This is a genomic window from Halomonas nitroreducens (genome assembly GCF_003966155.1).
Taxonomy (GTDB): Bacteria; Pseudomonadota; Gammaproteobacteria; order Pseudomonadales; family Halomonadaceae; genus Halomonas; species Halomonas nitroreducens.
Genome location: NZ_RXNS01000003.1, coordinates 1 through 18,476 on the forward strand (window position 1 = coordinate 1; position 18,476 = coordinate 18,476).

Annotated in this window: 16 protein-coding genes and 1 pseudogene; 4 read left to right on the top strand and 13 right to left on the bottom strand. The window is 62.7% G+C overall.

The window, feature by feature from the left end; translation table 11 throughout:
• Positions 1 to 103: 103 nt before the first annotated feature.
• Positions 104 to 274, top strand: a pseudogene (locus tag EKG36_RS03710) (hydroxymethylglutaryl-CoA lyase); the annotation flags it as partial.
• 146 nt (positions 275 to 420) lie between these two features.
• On the opposite strand, the gene EKG36_RS03715 reads toward EKG36_RS03710, so the two are convergent.
• On the bottom strand, positions 421 to 2,898 hold the full coding sequence (locus EKG36_RS03715) for a YbcC family protein (RefSeq protein WP_126481183.1): 2,478 nt from the start codon (positions 2,896 to 2,898) through the stop codon (positions 421 to 423).
• On the bottom strand, positions 2,895 to 4,475 hold the full coding sequence (locus EKG36_RS03720) for an NADH-quinone oxidoreductase subunit L (protein WP_126481185.1): 1,581 nt from the start codon (positions 4,473 to 4,475) through the stop codon (positions 2,895 to 2,897). Before EKG36_RS03720 ends, EKG36_RS03715 begins: the two co-directional genes overlap by 4 nt.
• 100 nt (positions 4,476 to 4,575) lie before the next feature.
• On the opposite strand from EKG36_RS03720, the gene EKG36_RS03725 reads away from it, so the two are divergent.
• Positions 4,576 to 5,475: a LysR family transcriptional regulator gene (locus EKG36_RS03725; RefSeq protein WP_126481187.1), complete on the top strand. Its 900-nt coding sequence runs from the start codon at positions 4,576 to 4,578 to the stop codon at positions 5,473 to 5,475.
• Positions 5,476 to 5,587: 112 nt separating this feature from the next.
• On the opposite strand, the gene EKG36_RS03730 is transcribed toward EKG36_RS03725, so the two are convergent.
• From EKG36_RS03730 to EKG36_RS03760, 8 genes are all read right to left on the bottom strand, one after another.
• Positions 5,588 to 7,768, bottom strand: a complete 2,181-nt coding sequence (locus EKG36_RS03730) for an OsmC domain/YcaO domain-containing protein (RefSeq protein WP_126481189.1) — start codon at positions 7,766 to 7,768, stop codon at positions 5,588 to 5,590.
• Between the two features lie 478 nt (positions 7,769 to 8,246).
• Positions 8,247 to 9,299 (bottom strand): alpha/beta hydrolase family protein, encoded by a 1,053-nt coding sequence (locus tag EKG36_RS03735; RefSeq protein WP_126481191.1) that lies wholly within the window; start codon positions 9,297 to 9,299, stop codon positions 8,247 to 8,249.
• A 190-nt stretch (positions 9,300 to 9,489) separates the two neighbouring features.
• Positions 9,490 to 9,888: a GFA family protein gene (locus EKG36_RS03740; protein WP_484103582.1), complete on the bottom strand. Its 399-nt coding sequence runs from the start codon at positions 9,886 to 9,888 to the stop codon at positions 9,490 to 9,492.
• Between the two features lie 317 nt (positions 9,889 to 10,205).
• On the bottom strand, positions 10,206 to 10,763 hold the full coding sequence (locus EKG36_RS03745; protein ID WP_126481193.1) for a hypothetical protein: 558 nt from the start codon (positions 10,761 to 10,763) through the stop codon (positions 10,206 to 10,208).
• Between the two features lie 486 nt (positions 10,764 to 11,249).
• The gene (locus EKG36_RS20440; protein WP_185827475.1) at positions 11,250 to 11,396 is read right to left on the bottom strand and encodes a hypothetical protein; all 147 of its coding nucleotides are present in this window, start codon (positions 11,394 to 11,396) and stop codon (positions 11,250 to 11,252) included.
• A 91-nt stretch (positions 11,397 to 11,487) separates the two neighbouring features.
• Positions 11,488 to 11,868: a cupin domain-containing protein gene (locus tag EKG36_RS03750; RefSeq protein WP_126481195.1), complete on the bottom strand. Its 381-nt coding sequence runs from the start codon at positions 11,866 to 11,868 to the stop codon at positions 11,488 to 11,490.
• A 568-nt stretch (positions 11,869 to 12,436) separates the two neighbouring features.
• Positions 12,437 to 12,637, bottom strand: a complete 201-nt coding sequence (locus EKG36_RS21060) for an acyloxyacyl hydrolase (RefSeq protein WP_126481197.1) — start codon at positions 12,635 to 12,637, stop codon at positions 12,437 to 12,439.
• 181 nt (positions 12,638 to 12,818) lie between these two features.
• Positions 12,819 to 13,583 carry a VCBS repeat-containing protein gene (locus EKG36_RS03760; protein ID WP_126481199.1) on the bottom strand — a complete coding sequence of 255 codons (765 nt, stop codon included), beginning with the start codon at positions 13,581 to 13,583 and terminating at the stop codon, positions 12,819 to 12,821.
• 189 nt (positions 13,584 to 13,772) lie between these two features.
• Between EKG36_RS03760 and EKG36_RS03765 the strand changes: the two genes are divergently transcribed.
• Positions 13,773 to 14,741: a M28 family peptidase gene (locus EKG36_RS03765; protein ID WP_246007427.1), complete on the top strand. Its 969-nt coding sequence runs from the start codon at positions 13,773 to 13,775 to the stop codon at positions 14,739 to 14,741.
• A 168-nt stretch (positions 14,742 to 14,909) separates the two neighbouring features.
• Here the strand turns inward: EKG36_RS03765 and EKG36_RS03770 are convergent, their stop codons facing one another.
• The 3 genes from EKG36_RS03770 to EKG36_RS03780 form a co-directional block, all read right to left on the bottom strand.
• Positions 14,910 to 15,494: an acyloxyacyl hydrolase gene (locus EKG36_RS03770; protein WP_126481203.1), complete on the bottom strand. Its 585-nt coding sequence runs from the start codon at positions 15,492 to 15,494 to the stop codon at positions 14,910 to 14,912.
• A gap of 85 nt (positions 15,495 to 15,579) precedes the next feature.
• The gene (locus EKG36_RS21065; RefSeq protein WP_425459575.1) at positions 15,580 to 15,996 is read right to left on the bottom strand and encodes a cupin domain-containing protein; all 417 of its coding nucleotides are present in this window, start codon (positions 15,994 to 15,996) and stop codon (positions 15,580 to 15,582) included.
• A 284-nt stretch (positions 15,997 to 16,280) separates the two neighbouring features.
• Complete coding sequence (locus tag EKG36_RS03780) at positions 16,281 to 16,961, bottom strand: hypothetical protein (RefSeq protein WP_126481205.1); 681 nt, start codon at positions 16,959 to 16,961, stop codon at positions 16,281 to 16,283.
• Positions 16,962 to 17,375: 414 nt separating this feature from the next.
• Between EKG36_RS03780 and EKG36_RS20690 the strand changes: the two genes are divergently transcribed.
• Positions 17,376 to 18,341: a CIA30 family protein gene (locus EKG36_RS20690; RefSeq protein ID WP_246007428.1), complete on the top strand. Its 966-nt coding sequence runs from the start codon at positions 17,376 to 17,378 to the stop codon at positions 18,339 to 18,341.
• Positions 18,342 to 18,476: the final 135 nt, after the last annotated feature.

Genomic DNA, 18,476 nt, shown 5'->3' on the forward strand with positions numbered 1-18,476 from the left:
CACCGGCAGCTGGATCACCCAGGCCATCGGCCGGCCCAACCGCTCGAAGGTGGGCGTGGCCTTGAGCAGCCGCTGATCGGCGGCTGCCCGCTCTCTATAACCCAAGGGCGCCTCCGGCAACGTGGCCAGCGAGGACGTGGTCTACCTGCTCGACGGCTTCGGCATCCAGAGCGGCATCGACCTCGACGCGCTGGCCGCCACCGGCAGCTGGATCACCCAGGCCATCGGCCGGCCCAACCGCTCGAAGGTGGGCGTGGCCCTCTCCGCCCAGTAACGGCGTTCCGGAACGCGCAAGGCCCCGAGCCAGGTCACTGGCTCGGGGCCTTGTCATATCACGCTTTTGCGGTTGCAGCCCCCTCCTCCGCATCCGTCGGGGAGCGATGGTGAGAGCCCAGGCCTTCCCTGGCGAACCCGGTCCGGCTAGGGCGCAACCCAGTCCCGACCCCGGTAGGCAAGGATCTCGCCACCCTGGTCATCGAGTGAAAACAGGTGGAGCCAGTCATTCTCCACCAGTGACCGCAGCATCTCGTGACGTTCGATGATCGCCTCGATGGCCTCGGGCGGCGCCGCCAGGTAGACGCTCAGGCGCAGGGGCTCGTGCCGCCAGCGTTCGCCGTCGTGCAGCGATTGCATCGGCAGACCGATGCGCAGATCACCGCCATTCCCCTCGAACACGCCGATATGCCCACCGACCACGTTGTGCAGCACCTTGTTGCCGCTGCCCAGTTTGCGATTGTCCAGGGTGGAGGCGTTGTACTGCATGTTGATCCAGTGGGCGACGACCATGGGAGCGGTCATGATCAGCTCCAGCCGCGCGAAATCGCGATCCGTGCGCCAATCGTAGTCGTGCAGGAAGCTGCGCCCGGCCAGGTCGATGGGGGCGGTGACACGGCGCGGGGCGGCAATGAAGCTGGCATTGTTGGCCAGCCCCCACTCCGGGCGGGTCTGTGACCAGTCCTCGCCTCGGCGATCGAGGGTCTCCCCCAGATCCGCGCCATCCGGCGTCAGGCCGAGGCTCGAGGCGCGCTTGCGCCGGGCCGCGGCCCCGGCGCGGTCGAGCCATTGCCGTTCGAGCGGAGTCAGCGGGCTATCGCCCTCCGGCAAGCCGATGCGGTCGGTGATGGTATGGTGCAGCGCCGGCACGAAGCGGGTCTGGTCCGGAATGGCGATGCCGCTGTCGGCCAGCTTGCGGCGCAGCGCCGGGTCGTTGAGCAACCGGGTCAGGGCGCGAACCGACACCTCTCCCGACTGACCGCCACAGGCGCCGCATTCCAGCCCCGCCGCATGGGGATTGTTGGCGCTGTGGCTGGCGTGGCCCACCAGCAGCACCCGGGGGGCAAAGTGCTCGGTAAGCCCCATGGCCTCCAGGACGGTCCGCGCGAGCCGCGCCTGGTCCTCCAGGCTCAGCGTCTCGCCCGTATCCCGCCACTGCCAGGTGAGCCGGTCCATGGCCAGGGAGTTGCGCTTCGCCCTGGAGGCCAGCGAGCGGCTCAGCAGCTTGCCCGCGTACAGCAGGCCCCCGGCCTCCACGGCCGTGAAGGTGGCGCTCGCTGCCCGGCTCCACTCCTGCAGGCGCGCCTGCCAGTTCAGCCGCTGGGCCGAGCGACGGTCGCCCTCGGCCGCACCGCTGCTCAGCGTCACCCTGGGGGCCAGCAGGCCCGGCAAGTGAGGTTGCGCCATGGCGGCACCGCTCGGCCGATATTCCAGCGGCAAGCCGAAGAAACCGGCGAACCCCAGGGTCTGGATGGCCGGGCTCTGCTGCTCCAGGGCCCGGCGCAGCGGCTCGGAGCGCACGTCGATGCAGAATACCGCCTGGAGAGACGGCTGGGTCGATACCGGCGACTCCGCGCGTGCCGACTCGCTCAAGGCCCGGTTCAGGGGCTGCTGGTAGGCCAGCTCGCTGGCGAGCTGCCAGACCCACAGGGGCTGCAGAGCGCGATGATGGCGCTCGATCCGCTCCGGCAGCTCCACCAGCTCGCGATGCCACAGGGACGTCAGGCGATCGGCCTGATCGGGCTTCTGCTCCCGGGTGTAGCGCCACAAGACCAGCTCCCAGGCCAGGCGGATGGCCAGCAGGCTGCGCATGGCGGACGGCGTCCGTGGGGCATCGGACGACGCCAGGCCCTGTTGCCAATCCCGATAGGCGACCCAGGCGGCCCAGCCATTGATGTCCAGCAGCAGCGCCTGGGCGTAGCCGCTCAGCCGGTTCGCGTCGACATCCAGTTCGGCGATCGCGGCCTGGAGGAGTCCGGTCTCGGAGTCGGGTAGTGTCGCGAAGTAGCGCCCCAATCCCGGCTCGCCCATCAGGATGGCGATGCCGCGGTCCTTGATGGTCATGTCCCGCCAGTGCTGATAGAGCCGCTTGTCGGAGGGGGCGTTCAAGCGCCCGGCATTGAGCGGCCCATCCTCCTGGAAGAAGGCGGCACAGAACTGACTGATCTGGTGGGTGATCTCGTCACGCCAGGCCATCTTGTGCTGCCGGTCACGGCGCGCATCCACCAGGTCGCTGATGTTGTGCCAGTGTGGCAGCCGGCCGAGCTCCTCGACGACACTCAGCAGGTTCCGGTAGCCGCCCCGATAGCCGATCCGCTCCGCCGCCTGGGTCAGGTGGTGGTTGGTGATCTCGCCGCGCTGCCAACGCCCCAGATAGTGGCTCGGCGGCATCAGGCAGCGGAGATTGGCCAGCGCCGACAGCCGGGCGGAGACGCTGGCGAAGTCCTCCCCGCGCAGGGTCCAGAAGGGACTCACCGCGATCAGCCGATCCAGCGGCCAGCTCGGCGCCACGCTGGCGCAGGCCTGATCCAGCGCCTGCTCCTGCGGCGGCGTCAGGGACGGGTAATCGATCCCCGTCAGAGCTTGCGGCACCAATGCGACCTTGGTGTTTTCATGAATCGTCATAGTGAACCCCCATGAGAAGCGGCGTGGAGTCGTTTGGCCCTGATGCGAGACGGCAACGGATGCGGCCAGAATTTCAGGGTGTTCCGGGTGACCCACTCGTCCAGGTAAAAACCGGCGTAGCAATACAGGTTGAGGGTCTGCACCCAGCGGTGGTGCAGGCCATGGCGCTGCAGGCAGTAGCCCGCAAACAGCAGCACGAACAGCGTGCTGACCCAGAGATCCGCCCAGAGGGGCGCCGTGTGCTCGAGGGTGGGCAGCAGGACGGCGAACAGCGACTTGAGCCCGAAATACGCGAGCACCACCAGCGCGGCCAGGCCGAGGAAGCCCGCCCCGGCCCCTGCCCCGAGCGGACCGCGTCGCTCGGCCAGCAAGACGGTCAGGGCCAGGGTCATCAGCACCCAGGGACTGACCACATCGAAGGCGCTCGAGTCGGAGACGTAGTGGACGAAAGCCCCCAGGCCCGCCACCAGGGCGCCGCTCATGAGGCCGGCCGAGAGCCACTGCGCCGGCGTCGGGCGGCGGCCGGGGGCCTGGCGCCGCTGCAGGTCCTGCTGCACCGCTTCGCCGGAGCTGAGGAAGACGTAGGCCTTGTAGCAGGAGTGTGCGAGGAGGTGCAGCAGCGCCAGCTCCACCAGCCCCAGGGCGATCTCGACGAGCATCAGCCCCATCTGCGCACTGGTCGACCAGGCCAGGCGCACCTTGATGCTGATGCGCGTTGTCATGATCAGCGCCGCCAGCACACTGCCGAGTCCCGCCACCACCAGGATCAGTGCCTGTGCGGGCGTGGACTGGAGCAACAAGGGGGAGAACAGCAGCAGCAGATAGCCGCCGAGGTTGATCACGCCGCCGTGCAGCGCCGCCGAGACCGGCGTGGGCGCCTCGACCACCTGGATCAGCCAGCCGTGCAGGGGCAGCTGGGCGCACTTGATCAGCGCCGCCAGCGCGAGCAGACAGGCCGCCGCCTGCTCGCTGGCGGACAAGGCGCCGCCCGGTGCCGCATAGGCACTCGTGATGACGCTGATCCGGGCGCTGTCGTGATGCAGGTACAGCAGCAGGAAGGCCGCCAGAACACAGAGTTCGGCGGAGCGGGCGAAGAGGAACTTCTTGTGGGCCGCCAGGGCCGCGCGGGGCCGGTCGGGATAGAACATCAACAGCTGATGCATGGCCAGGCCGATGGTCAGCCAGGCGACCAGGAACACCAGCAGATGATCGCTCAGTACTGCCACGCTCACCGCCGCGAACACGCCCTGGGCAAGCGCGACGAAGCGCTGCTCGCGCGGCTCGCCCTGCAGATAGGTGGCGCTGTAGCGAACCACCACGAAGGCGATGAAGTTGGCGAGCAGCAGCATGATCAGCTGCAACGGCGCGGTCTGCCACCAGCCGGTGACCGTCGGCAGCACGCCCGACAGCCCCAGCGCCAACAGGAGCGTCGAGAGCAGCAGACCGCTCAGGGTAGTGACCTGGGCCGTGCGCCAGGCGCGCTGACGCGGCCGGCGGGCGCTCGCCAGCGCGCCCATCGCCAGGATGATGGGCACTAATGAGAGCAGGAAGGTGGGCAACAGCTCGTTCCAATGCATGGAATGCCTCCGATGATCCATGGAACGGGCAGTATCCGGCGCCTCATTTTTTAATTAAAATAGATATAAATTGATTTATTGTTCTATAAAAGAGAACGATATGAGCCGCCTGAACTATCACCATCTCTATTACTTCTGGCGCGTGGCCACCGAGGGCAATCTGACGCGGGTCGCCGAGTCGCTGCACCTGTCACAGAGCGCCCTGTCGGCGCAAATCCGCAAACTGGAAGACCGGATGGGCAAGCCGCTGTTCGAGCGGCGCAATCGCACCCTGGTGCTGACCGAGGCGGGGCGACAGGTGCTCAACTATGCCGAGGTGATCTTCACCAAGGGCGAGGAACTGGAGTCGCTGATCAGCCGAGGCATCGAGCCCGAGTATCAGCGCCTGCGCATCGGCATGCTCTCCACCATGTCGCGCAACTTCATCGAGGGCTTCATCGAACCCCTGCTCAACCGGGACGGGCGCAAGGTGCACTTCAGCCTGCACGCCCGGGGCATGGCCAACCTGCTCGATGGCCTGGCCCGGCACGAGTTCGACATCGTGCTCACCAACACCCAGCTGCCCCTCTCCGACTCGCCGCAGGCGGCCTGGCAGAGCCAGTTGCTGGCCCGCCAACCGCTGTCGATCATCGGGCCGCCCGACGCCGCTCCGGGCAGTGCCTTTCCCGAGGGCTACGGCGGCCTGCGCTGGGTGCTGCCGGGCGAGCACCATGAGATTCGCCGCGCCTTCGATGGCCATTGCAGCCTGCATCAATACGAGCCGGAGATCCTCGCCGAGGCCGACGACATGGCCATGCTGCGACTGTTGGCCCGCGACAGCGGGGCGCTGAGCGTGCTGCCCGAGGTGGTGGTCAAGGATGAGTTGCAGCAGGGCCGATTGAACTGCTTCGAGCGCCTGCCCAGCGTCTACGAGAACTTCTACGCCATCACCCTGCCCCGGGAGTTCATGCCGACCGTGGTCTCGGAGCTGTTGGCTCGCCCGCTGAAGGACCTGGCCTAGCCACGGAGCCCTGCGTCCTACTGTGCCCCGCACCCAGCCAGCACCAATGAAAAGCCCCCGAGCCGAAGGACCGACTCGGGGGCTTTTCCCGGCGCAAAGAAGGGCTGGCGACTTATGCGTTGGCGGCGCGGGCCGCGTGCAGCTTCTTGTAGCTCTCGATCAGGCGGTGGTGCTTCTCGAGGCCCTCCAGCTGCATATTGGTCGGCGTCAGGCCATGGAAGCGCACGCTGCCGTTCACCGAGCCGACCACGGCCTCCATGGTCGCCTCGCCGAACATGCGCTTGAAGTTGTAGAGATAGTCGTCGAGCTCCAGCTCGTCGTCCACGGCGATCTCCAGCACCGCGTTCACCGCCTGGTAGAAGAGCCCGCGCTCGACGGTGTTGTCGTTGAACTGCAGGAACATCTGCACCCGGTCCAGGGCGTCCTCGTGCTGGCCCAGCGCCAGGTTGATCAGCAGCTTGAGCTCGAGGATGGTCAGCTGGCCCCAGACGGTGTTCTCGTCGAACTCGATGCCGATCAGGGTGATGATGTCCTCGTGGTCGTCGATCTGGGTCTCCTCTAGGCGCTCCAGCAGGTCGCTCAGCTGCTCGTCGCTCAGCTCGTGGAGGTGCAGGATGTCCTCGCGGAACAGCAGCGCCTTGTTGGTGTTGTCCCAGACCAGGTCCTCCACCGGATAGACCTCGGAGTAACCCGGCACCAGGATGCGGCACACCGGTGCGCCCAGGTCCTCATGCACGGCCTGGTAGGCCTCCAGGCCCAGCTCCTCGAGGATGCCGAACAGCCCGGCGGCCTCCTCCTCGTTGGTGCCCGAGAAGTCCCACTCGACGAACTCGACGTCGGCCCTGGAGCTGAAGAAGCGCCAGGACACCAGGCCGGAGGAATCGATGAAGTGCTCGACGAAGTTGTTGGGCTCGGAGACGGCCAGCGAGTTGAAGGTCGGCGGCAGGAAGTCATTCAGGCCCTCGAAGCTGCGGCCCTGCATCAGCTCGGTGAGGCTGCGCTCGAGGGCCACCTCGAAGCTCGGGTGCGCGCCGAAGGAGGCGAACACGCCGCCGGTCTTGGGGTTCATCAGGGTGACGCACATCACCGGGAACTGGCCGCCCAGGGAGGCATCCTTGACCAGGATCGGGAAGCCCTGGGCCTCCAGCGCCTCCACGCCCTCGAGGATGTCCGGGTACTTCTTGAGCACCTCCAGCGGCACGTCGGGCAGGGTGATCTCCTCCTCGATGATCTGGCGCTTCACCGCCCGCTCGAAGATCTCCGACAGGCACTGCACCTGCGCCTCCGCCAGGGTGTTGCCGGCGCTCATGCCGTTGCTGAGGAAGAGGTTCTCGATCAGGTTGGAGGGGAAGTAGACCGTCGCGCCGTCCGACTGGCGCACGTAGGGCAGCGAGACGATGCCGCGGTCCACCTTGCCGGAGTTGGTATCGATCAGGTTGGAGCCGCCGAGCTCACCGTCCGGGTCGTAGATCGCCCGGCAGTGGTCGTCCAGGATGCCCTCGGGCAGCTCGTCGTTGGGCCCCGGCTGGAACCACTCCTCGTCCGGGTAGTGGACGAACTGACTGTTGGCGATCTCCTCGCCGAAGAACTGATCGTTGTAGAAGAAGTTGCAGCTCAGGCGCTCGATGAACTCGCCCAGCGCCGAGCACAGCGCGCTCTCCTTGGTAGCGCCCTTGCCGTTGGTGAAGCACATGTTGGAGTAGGCATCGCGGATGTGCAGCGACCACACGTGGGGCACGATGTTGCGCCAGGAGGCGATCTCGACCTTCATGCCGAGCCGCTCGAAGATGGCCGTCATGTTGGCGATGGTCTGCTCCAGCGGCAGGTCCTTGCCCTCGATCCAGGTGCTCGCGCCCTCCTCCGGCTCGGCCATCAGCAGGGCCTGGGCGTCCTCGTCGAGGTTCTCGACCGTCTCGATCTGGAACTCGGGGCCGGTCTGCACCACCTTCTTGACCGTGCAGCGCTCGATCGAGCGCAGGATGCCCTCGCGGTCCTTGGCGGAGAGGTCCTCGGGCAGCTCGACCTGGATCTTGAAGATCTGCTTGTAGCGGTTCTCCGGGTCGACGATGTTGTTCTGCGACAGGCGGATATTCTCGGTGGGAATATCTCTCGCGTTGCAGTAGACCTTGACGAAATAGGCCGCGCACATCGCCGACGACGCCAGGAAGTAGTCGAAGGGACCGGGCGCCGAGCCGTCGCCCTTGTAGCGGATGGGCTGGTCGGAGATGACCGTGAAGTCGTCGAACTTGGCCTCCAGCCGGAGGTTGTCGAGATAGTTGACCTTGATTTCCATTGACAAAGCACCGGATTCGTGTACATGGCGGCCGTAGCGCGTAGCCCGCCATTATCCAGCTTTTCGGTGGCTTCGTCTTGGGCGGGTGGTCAAAAAATCACCAATCCGGCCCCCGGTGGGCATCGCCTGCTCGGGCCTCGCGTTCCCACCGCGGACTGGAGGGCATGGTGGTGGTGCAAGGCAAATGCCAATGGGAACAATTTGTTAGGCCAGCGTGAAGGCGCTTCCTGGCCAGCAAGGATACCTGGAACGGAAGATGACACCGCCAGTGAGGGCAACGGCATCAACTGGAAGCATCGTCTGTGGCCACGAACGCCACCATGATGTGGTGCGGCGGACTGAAAAGCAGCCCCAGCTCGACGAGACCGACAGGTCGAGCGTCGTTATAGCGAGCCAACGGACACAACTGGCACACCCGCCAAGGGCATGATCCTTACCCTTCGGAACCTTCATCAAGACGTCGTATCCTGCAAGGGCATCACTGACTGGTGCGCAAAAACCAGTCGGCTATATGGTCCACGACACCCGGCGCATAGATCTCTCGACCCGCCGCGAGCGCATAGAGGGTTGCATACCAGGGGATTTGCGATGGGAGTCGGTAGTTGAACCAGCGAGTTCGTGTTAGCGCGTGAGTGGCTTCGGGCCAGACCACAACTTCATTTGCGTCATGACCATTCGCCAACCCTTGCTCGTAAACCCGGGCTTCGCTTCGCGCATCAACATTCAGATCATCTTCTCCAAAGAGCACCAGCATTGGTGAGGTGATCCGTGGCAACTCCTCGGTCGAATCGACGGAATAGTTCAGAGCCACGAAATGGAAGCGCGCTTCACTCATCGGCGCTTCCTCTGTCGTCTGCTCCAGATAGCGTTCATAGCTGACGGGTGGAGCAAAAAGCTTCTCATCCCGTTCAACCTGCTGTTGGACATACGCACGAATATCGTCATCGGTATGCGCTTCCGCTTTTAGACGAGTGGCAGTCAAGTAAGCTCCCTGCTCCTGCCAGCTGGACGCACCACCAACGATAATGCCAGGAATGCTTGGTGAAACCTGTGTCGCCACCTTGGGGAGAACCCAGCCGGCTTGCGAAAAGCCAATGAATCCCAACTTGTTGCCCGACGCCTCGGTGGCCGATTGAACGGCACTCATTGCGGCCATGGTCTCCGCGGCGCGATCGGCCATCGTTTGTTGCAACCAATCCCCCGCGCTAGTGCCAACACCCGCCTTGTCCCAGGAGTAGACCGCGATCCCGCTATCGAGCAGCGCATTCATGAGGGGCATATACCCGCCAGAGGAAAAACGGTCCTGTGGCCCATCCCCGTGAACAAAAATGAGGATAGGGGCTGCGGGATTGTCTGAGGGGAGAATGAGTGTGCCCGATAACTCCGCACTTTCTGTCTGAAAAACAACCTCTTGCTGGTGATGCTCTGAAAGATCAAAGTCATTCAAGCCCTGAAAAACCAAAGCTCCAGCAGAGACCAGAAGAAAAAGAACAACCCCAGCAGCAATTGGTACGCCTGGCTTAAGCTTCATCTTAATAAACAATTTGTTCGATTTATTTTTACTGAAAGACCATCCGTGATCTGGCTCTCTAGCTTAACTCGTAATCTCGACAAAAACCGGGGACAGACAGCATTTCCTTGTTCTTCCCTCTCTTTAATACCTGACACAGAGCGAAGCTGCGGCCCGTCAGGGACGTCTACCTTGCGCGATTTGTTAATTGTCATTCCCTGTACTCCGGCCACTGACCATAGATCTCAGCGCCCTCAGATTTCAGCCACGGTGCGTCATGGGAGACCCAGATATGGGCTTTAGCTGTATGCCCTGGATCATCGTCCAACGTAGCCACCCGAACAATCACGTGAGGCTGCGAAAGCCTTTCCGCCATTAAGTGAGAACCGCACAGCTTGCAAAAATGGCGTAGTTTCCCAGGAGACGACTCATAAGCCGAAAGCGATTCCTTTCCTTTTAGCCAACGGAAGTGTTCTCGCTTCACTCCAGCTGTTGGCGCAAATGTAGCAGCATGAGCCTTACGGCAAGACTGGCAGTGACAATGCATTATCGGCATGTCGAGACAGTCGATTTCGTACTTGACTGCTTTACACAAACAACTTCCTTTCACCAGCAAATGCCTCCATGCATTTATATTTAACGCCGCAAATCATCGAAACATTGCAGCAACGTGAAAAATCAAAGAGCCCCCCTAACTATGGCCACTTACTCTCCAGGGGATCAGTAGAGACCGAAGGAGGGGAAATAGGCTCTGGCACGCTACCGCCTGACCAACCTGCATAATGCATAATACTACGGCCTTCCAGCCGTCTTCTGCGGTAGCCCCTGCGTCCCTTGTGTGGCCGTCTTCAGCGGCATTCGTCGTTGATCCTATGCCAACGCCATGGAACAAAATCGGGAACAAAATCGGTGACAGACCCCATTTCCTTAATTGCAAAGACTCTCTGACCTCTCGATCTTGCTAACGTCCGCGGCCGCCCCCACAACCGGAATTATGAGGAATCCAGTGCCCGCAAAGGCAACCGATTGACTCACACGACCTTGACCATATTCATCGAGGCCTAAAACCGTTTTACCCGTCCCAATGCCAATAAAAACATTCCCGGGCTCACCTGCACCGGAAGCTATGTATTCGCGATCCAGTTCGATGCGACCGTCTTTGAAATGAAAGTCTTTCCCGGCTTCGAAAGTGGACTCTTTGACAGTCACTCCATTCGAGACCGCAGAAACCACTAATCCATTATTGCTTTCTTGCTCAATGAAAATTGCCTCAGGTTTGTTTTTCATCTCGAAAACCTTCGGCCATATGATATCGCTCAGACAAACCAAAGCTGATCCATCAGACGTGTCGCTGCAGTTTTTGTAGCAACCCTCAAAAGCTTCCAGGTTGACTGCTTCGGAGAAACCCGAATCATCATCAGGCGTCGTCGTCGCCGCACAGCCCGTGAAAAACACCACTGCCAGAAATGGAATTATTCGGTTCATGGTTCGCTAACAGTGATTAGATGAGACCTTCTGATACTGGATGAATATTGTGGCACCTTCAACCGTGTTATCTAGAGAAAAAACAGGGACAGACACTAATCATGGCGACTTACTTCCCAGGGGTTCAGTAGAGACCGAGGAAGGGGAAATTGGCTCTGGAACGCTACCGCCTGACCGACCTGCAAAATACAACGGCCTTCTAGTCGTCTTATGCGGTAGCCCCTGCGTCCCTTGTGCGGCCGTCTTCAGCGGCATTCGTCGTTGATCCTATGCCAACGCCATGGCGGCTGCAAAAGCCTTGTCTTGAACTGTGCCGAATGGCGCAGCTCTTGGCGTGCTTTGCCTAACCCCCCGCCCCGAACCGGATGCTTCGGAGCCGGTTCGAGGGGCTATCGGCAAGGTCGGCAATGGATCGAGGCGAGAACGGCAGCAGGCTGGGGCGAGTAACGCGGAAAGTGCGGGCCTGGCCTCATTTGACGCGTGGGGTCATGCACCATCGGGGCCTTGCACGGTCACGCCATGCTGTGCCGGCACGCCGAGGACTGCCGGCACATCCGGCGGCCCCGGGGGCACCCGTTCATCCACGGCGCGAAACATCTCCACGGCCCGCCCCCGCTCCGTGAGCTCGAGCATCTCGCCGCTTCCAGCAGCGAAGGGGAAGGCCGGCACCGTGCCGGAAGGTAACGATAGCCCGCCTTCACCGCCCACTCAGATTTCTGTTTACTTATTTGGAATCCCGGTCCCACACGATATTGTTCCGGGACCTGTCAAAATAAGGAGCAAACACGGAAAGCGCGGCAAAGCTTTGCCCCTCTTCGAGGATCGGGCCGTGGAGCGTGTTTTGTGGAATGAACACCAGATCCCCCCGGCTCACCCTCTTGACTTCATCCCCCACCTTGAAGTCAACATCGCCATCGATGATCACGAGTATCTCGTCGTGCTGTGTCTGGGTATGAAGTGCATTGCCACTATCGCGAACGATGCCGACATTCGCCGTCACATGCTCTCCATCAAAGACGAACACTCTCTTGATCGGGTCGTTTCTCGTGGACTCGTCCGTGTCAAGCGATTCCACGATCTGGTCGAGGTTTTGAAAGTATGTCATTTTCGCTTCCTCCCTTGGCGATTGCCTGGGCGCATTAGGAGGTCAGCTGGTCAGGGCGTGGCGGGGTGTCGGCGGGAACGCCTGCTTATCCGCTCGGTAGACTCGCTCCGTTGCGGTGACGCCTGGATTGCCTGCCGGGCGGCCCGGACGACGAGCGCATCATGGCATTCCGCGGAGTGAGACATCCGTTGTGCCACCCCGAGCGGCCAAGCCAATCATGGCCTCATCCATAACCATAGCCCCGCGCTCGCCAAAACGCCTCGCTCAGAGCAGTACCGGGGCATCCGCGGGCGGGCCCGCCACAGCGGGTTGTCCGTCCTCGACTCGCGGTCGCAAAAGGTGCCGAAGCCGACTCGGTAGCCCGCCCGCAGCAGCAGGCGATCGAGCTCTCGCCACACCTCCAGCGGCCGGCGGAAGCGGTGGTGCCAGCTGCCGACGCTGGAATTCGGGAGCAACCCTCATTCATTCGAATCTATAGCGGACCTCGATCATGTGGAAATCGGTCCCGGTCGGGTCCATTAACACTGCCATCGGAATAGTGAAGGAACCGGTAGCCCCCCAGATGGTTTTATAGCGGAACACCGGCGCCCACGGTCAGGGCAAACTGGATAGGCCCGCCATAATCCTGCGTCCCAAAGCGATGCCGACTGAACAGTGCTCCCCCTGCGCCCAGATCCAGGATGAAGCGCCCATCCTCACTCCCAAGCGTCACTTCAGGGATGAGCGACACGACAATCCTCTTCCCCTGCTCCCCGCAAGACTCCGCCACTCGTCATCAAACGTCTGCCCATCCCCCAGCCTGAAGGGGAGTAGCGCTTCCATGGCAACTCGAAGTTAGCCGAAACATCATATTCCTCAAACTCTTTCGGCGCCTCTTCGCCAAGCAAGGTCTTTTCCGACACTCGGGCGCGCAGGCTGAGACTCTGGCGGTCATCAGGGACGGCCCCCGATTATCCGGACTGAGGCGTGACCGAGGCGGCCTGGTTGAGGCGCCGCTCGCAGTCATCCAGCGCCTCCGGGCCCGTGATCGGTTCGCTCAACGGACGGCGGTCGGTTTCGACCAGCCCCGCGTCACTCAGCGCGACGACGCGCACGTTCTCCCGCCGCCCGTCGGGCACCAAGAGCTGCATGCGCCCATTGATCCGCGCGGGCCTCGACAGGCGCAGTTCCGAGGCGCCATAGACATGGTTCGAGAAACCGCCCAGCGAGGCGAGTTCGACCAGGCGCTCGCCGCGGCGTCGGTAGACCCTCAGCACGCCGCCCAGGTGGGGCGTGGTCACCGCGGCGATCTCCGCCTCGCCGTCGCCGCTCAGGTCGGCGACGCCGACCGGGTTGAGCCAGCGGTTGGGCCGTCCGATCGGGGCCGACTGCGCCACGATCTCCAGCCGCTTGCCATCGAGGCCGACCAGCGCCAGCCGCGCCCCGTCGTCACGGGAACTGACGATCACCAGCAATGCCGGCGATGCCTGATCCGTGAGTTGCACGAGCCGAGGCGCCAGATCCTCGAACACCTCGTCCCTGGGCAATGCCAGCCCCAGGTCTCGCCCGGCGTCGGTGGTCGCGACAAGACGTGCGTATTCATGGGGCCGCCCCAGAGCGAAATGCCCGTACCGTTCGACCGGTTCGGCATAGCGGGCCGTGACGATCCGCTCCGCCTGAGCGGCAGGCGCCAGAACCACGATCAGGGCACACAGCGAAAGAAGGTAAGCTTTCATCGTCCTGATCCCCCGAGTCTGTTGCGGGAAAAAGGGGGTCTGCGGGAAAAAGGGGGTCTGTCCCCCATAGCCCTCCCCTTGAACCATAATGCTCGGTAGCCCGAGTAGGTAAGATCGCAGGCTATTCGACGAACCGGATTTCCATTGATGGTGGTCAGGGGGCGCTGGATACGAGTGTGGTTGCTGGTCATGGCCATGTTGCTGTCGTCGGCGCTGGCAGGCAGCTACTGGCAGATAGTCCATATGCCGGGCAGCAGCTACCGCGGCACACCGCCGCCCCTGGATGCCCAGGGCAAGGCACTGCGCGTTCGGTTGCGGACGCACGTGCGCACACTGGCGGAGGGGATCGGCGAGCGTCATGCCTGGCGCCCCGAGGCGCTGCGGGCGGCCGCCGACTACATCGAGCAGGCCTTTCGCGACGCCGGCCTCGCGCCGCGGCGCTTGCCGGTGCCGCGTGGCGACCAGGTGTTCCACAATCTCGAGGTGCGCTTGCCGGGCAGCGGGGCAACGGACGAGATGCTGGTAGTCGGCGCCCACTACGACACCGTGCGCGGCACCTCCGGGGCCGATGACAACGCCTCCGGCGTGGCCATGCTGCTGGAGCTGGCGCGGGGCCTGCAGGGGGTCGAGCTCGAGCGAGAGATTCGCCTCGTCGCCTTCATCAACGAGGAGGCGCCGCACTTCGGCAGCGACGCCATGGGCAGCCTGACCTATGCCCGCGAGGCCCGGGCGCGGGGCGATGCCATCGTCGGCATGATCTCGCTGGAGATGCTCGGCCACTATAGCGACGCGCCCGGCAGCCAGGCATATCCGCCGCTGCTTGGCCTCGTCTATCCCGAGCGCGGCAACTTCGTGGCCTGCGTCGGCAACCTGCGTTCACGACGCCTGGTGCGTCGGGTGACGGGCGCCTTCCGTCGGCATGCCGAGCTCCCTTCGGAGGGGCTGGCCGCCCCGGAGCTGCTGCGCGATATCGTCCGCTCCGACCACTGGGCGTTCTGGGAAATGGGCTACCCGGCGATGATGCTCACCGACACCGCCGATTTCCGCAATCCGCACTACCATGGCCCGGGCGACACCTGGGACAAGCTCGACTATGCCAGCATGGCGCGGCTGACCCCGGCGCTGGCCGAGACCCTGGCGCAGCTGGCGCGGGGCTGAGATGAGAGAAAAGAGGGTCTGTCCCCCCACTGCTCGGTTGCCGACGCTGCGTCTCAGACAGCCGATCCCACCGGGCAGAGCCACGTCCTGCTGTTGGCCCGCCCAGCGGCAGAGGTTGGCGACGTGCCCCGGCAGGTGCCCGCAATCAGCATCGGGGGCAACCCTCATTCATTCGAATCTATAGCGGAGCTCGATCATGTGGAAATCGGCCCCGGTCGTGTCAGGTCCATTAACACCGGCATCGGAATAGTGAAGGAACCGATAGCCCAACCCCAGATGGTTATATAGCGGAACACCGGCGCCCATGGTCAGGGCAAACTGGAAGGGCCCGCCGAAATCCTGCTTCCCGAAGCGATGCCGACTGAACAGGGCGCCACCGGCTCCCAGGTCCAGGAAGAAGCGCCCGTCCTCGCTCCCCAGCGTCCATTCGGGGATGAGCGACACGACGAGGGCGTTTTCCCCCGCCCCCCGCAACAGTCCGGCACTGGCCATCAACCGGGTGCCCATCCCCCAGCCTGAAGCGGAGTAGCGCTCCCATGGCAACGCGACGTTGGCCGACAGGTCGTACTCCTTGAAATCCTCCGGCGCCTCTTCCCCCAGCAGGGTCTTCTCCGACACTCGGGCGCGCAGACTCAGACTCTGCAGTTCCCAGTCGTCGGCGTAGGTCGGGCCGGGAGCGAGCAGGCCACAGAGGACGATCGGCACCAGCCCGAAGGCAACCGCATGGTGAGGCAAACCGATTGCTGGCAGCATATTTTCATGTAAATCAAGGTTTGGCGGTCTAGATCTCCATCTGACCCCCAGAAAAACCGAAGGTTGGCATTAAGCGCCCCGCTTGTCATTCGTCTCTATGCACGGTCTCGGGCGAGAAGGCTGGCAGACAGACTGCTACGTATTCCGCGCCGCCAGCATCTGGAGTGCTGTAGCGAACCCACTCACCGGGCTCGGTGACGACAGCTTGTCCGGCAGCGATGTCACACTCGCCTCCCTCGTGCTCAAGGTGGACCCGGCCCTTCAAAACAACGGTGATCTCCATGAACTCCGGGCGCTGTCCAGGTTCGGCCCATCCCGAAGACGACACCATCCGCGCTACACTTAACTCAGAATGCCCGGTATTCACCCTACCCACATACTCGTGAATTTGCTTAGGTTTTTTTCCGTCCGATTCTATCGTCGTTGGTGCTTCTATAATTCGCGGCATATCGAGGGACTCCAGCTTACGTTTGCCTAACGACTGCAACAAAAGAGAAATCATACCCACGGACACAACAAGGGGATCAATTCCAGCATAGCAGGAAACTCATCAGCCACTGAAAGAAGGTTATTAGGCACAGACGCCATGTTCAAAGAAAAGCACGCCAGCATGAATCACAGGATGGTCATTAGCGTGACAACTGACTCTCCTTTTTACAAACAACACTGAAGAAAAGCAGACGCCAGACTAGGAGCTTTTTCACTCCAAAACGGCATTTTTTAAAAGTTACTCGCCATATATTCCAGCATTGACATCCAGGCTTTACGGAGATCATATGGTGAACTTCAGATGCCAGCGGCTTTCTTGGTGAATTCGAATAGACTCTTCAAGCTTCTCACATCATCGATCGAAGCATTCCGATCAGCAAGATACGCAATTACACGCTTTCCCCGCACTTGGATTTCGGGCCTGAAAGGCAGGTCCTCGGCAAACTCCGCCAACTGCTTCAGGACACGTTCGTCCAACAACTTTCCCGCACACGAAGAACTCTGCGACCTGACCACTATATCGAAATCCCCAATAGTCTTCACTTTTACAATGTCGTCCTGAAGATACATTGTGCTCTTGTCCGATCCCTTTTTACAAAACTGTATCGCACAACGGTCCGCAATATGATCGGCCGCAGCCAATCCAGAAACGAACCACTCTCTCGCCCAGCCGGCTGAATATCGGATGCTATGACGGAACAGGAAGACCCTTGATGAGTTTTCTTTGCCACTTATGACATTCTTTGGTATGACGTTACCAAGAGAGGGTGACCAGAATCGCCCGACACCATCAAAGTCTTGCGTGAATTCCTGAACCCTTCCATCGTCTTTATCAAGGTAAGACAATCCCTGGTCGCGTGCGAATTCCTCAAAGACTTTCTTCTTTGATGCTCTCTGCTTTCTTGCCGAATGAACCATGGCATAGGCAAACAAGACAATAAAGATAAGCAGGCCAACGGGAATGACAACGTCTTTCATATGGCAACCCCCACTAAGCAAAACTGGGGACAGACCCCATTTATTCCTCGCGATAATCGACATGCTACCGCCGCCTACCTTGCACGATGCGACGGCGATCCAGCCGCCTCCCCGCGGTAGTCCATGTGCTCCCTTCCTGTAGCCATCTTAAGCGGCCTTCGTTGTTAATCCTATGCGAACGTCATGGACACTGAACAGTCTCGACTTAACGATGCCGATTGGCGCAAGTGGAGGAGCTATTGGCATCAAGTCCCGGCCGAATAGGAGGGTTAGGGTGAACCACGGGCATGATCAGCACGCCTGTCGAGCCATTGAAGGGAGGCTTGGGCTGGCCGCAAGCCACGCGCCGATGGTTTCCCGGCGCGCGGCGCCCGCGTAGGCTGGAAGGCGCCGACCGCGGAGGGACCACACGCCATGGCACGACTGATCGACTTCCAGGACCCGGAGGAAGCCACCCACTGGCACGCCATCAACGACGACGTCATGGGCGGCGTCTCCCAGAGCGAGATGCGCCACGAGTCGGGCGCCGGCGTCTTCAGCGGCGAGCTGTCGCTGGAGAACGGCGGCGGCTTCGCCTCGGTGCGTCGCGCGCCGCAGGACTACCGGCTGGCGGACCGGGCCGGGCTCAAGCTGGCGGTGCGCGGCGATGGCCGCCGCTACCAGCTCCGCCTGCGCAGCCACCGGCTGTTCGAGGGGGCGGCCTACCGCGCCTGCTTTCAGCCGCCGGCGGGCGAGTGGCGCTGCGTCGCCCTGCCCTGGGAGGCGTTCGAGCCGGTCTTTCGCGGCCGCGTGCTGGAGGATGCCCCGCCGCTCGCCCCGGCGGCGATCCAGCAGATTGGCCTGTTGATCGCCGACCGGCGTGCCGGCGCCTTCCGCCTGGAGATTGCCGGCGTCGAGCCCCTGGATCGCGACACCCCGGCTACAGAGGGCGCCGACGGGGGCCTCGCACCCGGGACCCAGGGCGACCCGCCCACATCCCCGGGCCGCCAAGCAACAGGCCGCCGGCTGCGCCTGGTCTACGATGGCGACTGTCCGATGTGTCGGCGCTATATCCGCTGGCAGCGCCTGCGTCGCGACGTCGGCGAGCTCGAGCTGGTCGACGGACGCCAGCAGAGCGCGGCGAGGCGCGAACTCAGTGCCCGGGGCATCGATCTGGACCAGGGATTCGCCCTGCAGATCGGCGATCGCTGGTATCACGGCAGCGAGGCCCTGCATCGCCTCACGCTGCTCGGCACGCGGAGCGGGGTGTTCAACCGACTGATGTATCGCCTGTTCGCCAGCCCCGCTCGCGCCGCCCGCCTCTACCCCTGGCTCAGGGCCTGCCGCAATGGCCTGCTGCGCCTGATCGGCGTCGCGCCCATCGATAATCTGCGCCAGTGAGCGGCCGCATCGGCGTGGCGATGGCCAGCCGCCACAACGCCCCTGGCCGCTCGCAATGCCGGCCGGGATGCCCATGACCACGGGTGCCGGCGCCTCGTGCATCGCGGTCCCGAGCGTCGCCCGCAGGCGATCGAC

Bases quoted from the DNA above. Each gene is read 5' to 3' on its own strand.
- EKG36_RS03725 (WP_126481187.1), top strand. From the start codon at position 4,576: ATGAGCCGCCTGAACTATCACCATCTCTATTACTTCTGGCGCGTGGCC.
- EKG36_RS03765 (WP_246007427.1), top strand. From the start codon at position 13,773: ATGGCCATGTTGCTGTCGTCGGCGCTGGCAGGCAGCTACTGGCAGATA.
- EKG36_RS03780 (WP_126481205.1), bottom strand. From the start codon at position 16,961: ATGAAAGACGTTGTCATTCCCGTTGGCCTGCTTATCTTTATTGTCTTG.
- EKG36_RS21065 (WP_425459575.1), bottom strand. From the start codon at position 15,996: ATGATTTCTCTTTTGTTGCAGTCGTTAGGCAAACGTAAGCTGGAGTCC.
- EKG36_RS03770 (WP_126481203.1), bottom strand. From the start codon at position 15,494: ATGCTGCCAGCAATCGGTTTGCCTCACCATGCGGTTGCCTTCGGGCTG.
- EKG36_RS03750 (WP_126481195.1), bottom strand. From the start codon at position 11,868: ATGACATACTTTCAAAACCTCGACCAGATCGTGGAATCGCTTGACACG.
- EKG36_RS03720 (WP_126481185.1), bottom strand. From the start codon at position 4,475: ATGCATTGGAACGAGCTGTTGCCCACCTTCCTGCTCTCATTAGTGCCC.
- EKG36_RS20690 (WP_246007428.1), top strand. From the start codon at position 17,376: ATGGCACGACTGATCGACTTCCAGGACCCGGAGGAAGCCACCCACTGG.
- EKG36_RS03735 (WP_126481191.1), bottom strand. From the start codon at position 9,299: ATGAAGCTTAAGCCAGGCGTACCAATTGCTGCTGGGGTTGTTCTTTTT.
- EKG36_RS03730 (WP_126481189.1), bottom strand. From the start codon at position 7,768: ATGGAAATCAAGGTCAACTATCTCGACAACCTCCGGCTGGAGGCCAAG.
- EKG36_RS03760 (WP_126481199.1), bottom strand. From the start codon at position 13,583: ATGAAAGCTTACCTTCTTTCGCTGTGTGCCCTGATCGTGGTTCTGGCG.
- EKG36_RS03715 (WP_126481183.1), bottom strand. From the start codon at position 2,898: ATGACGATTCATGAAAACACCAAGGTCGCATTGGTGCCGCAAGCTCTG.
- EKG36_RS20440 (WP_185827475.1), bottom strand. From the start codon at position 11,396: ATGCTCGAGCTCACGGAGCGGGGGCGGGCCGTGGAGATGTTTCGCGCC.
- EKG36_RS03745 (WP_126481193.1), bottom strand. From the start codon at position 10,763: ATGAACCGAATAATTCCATTTCTGGCAGTGGTGTTTTTCACGGGCTGT.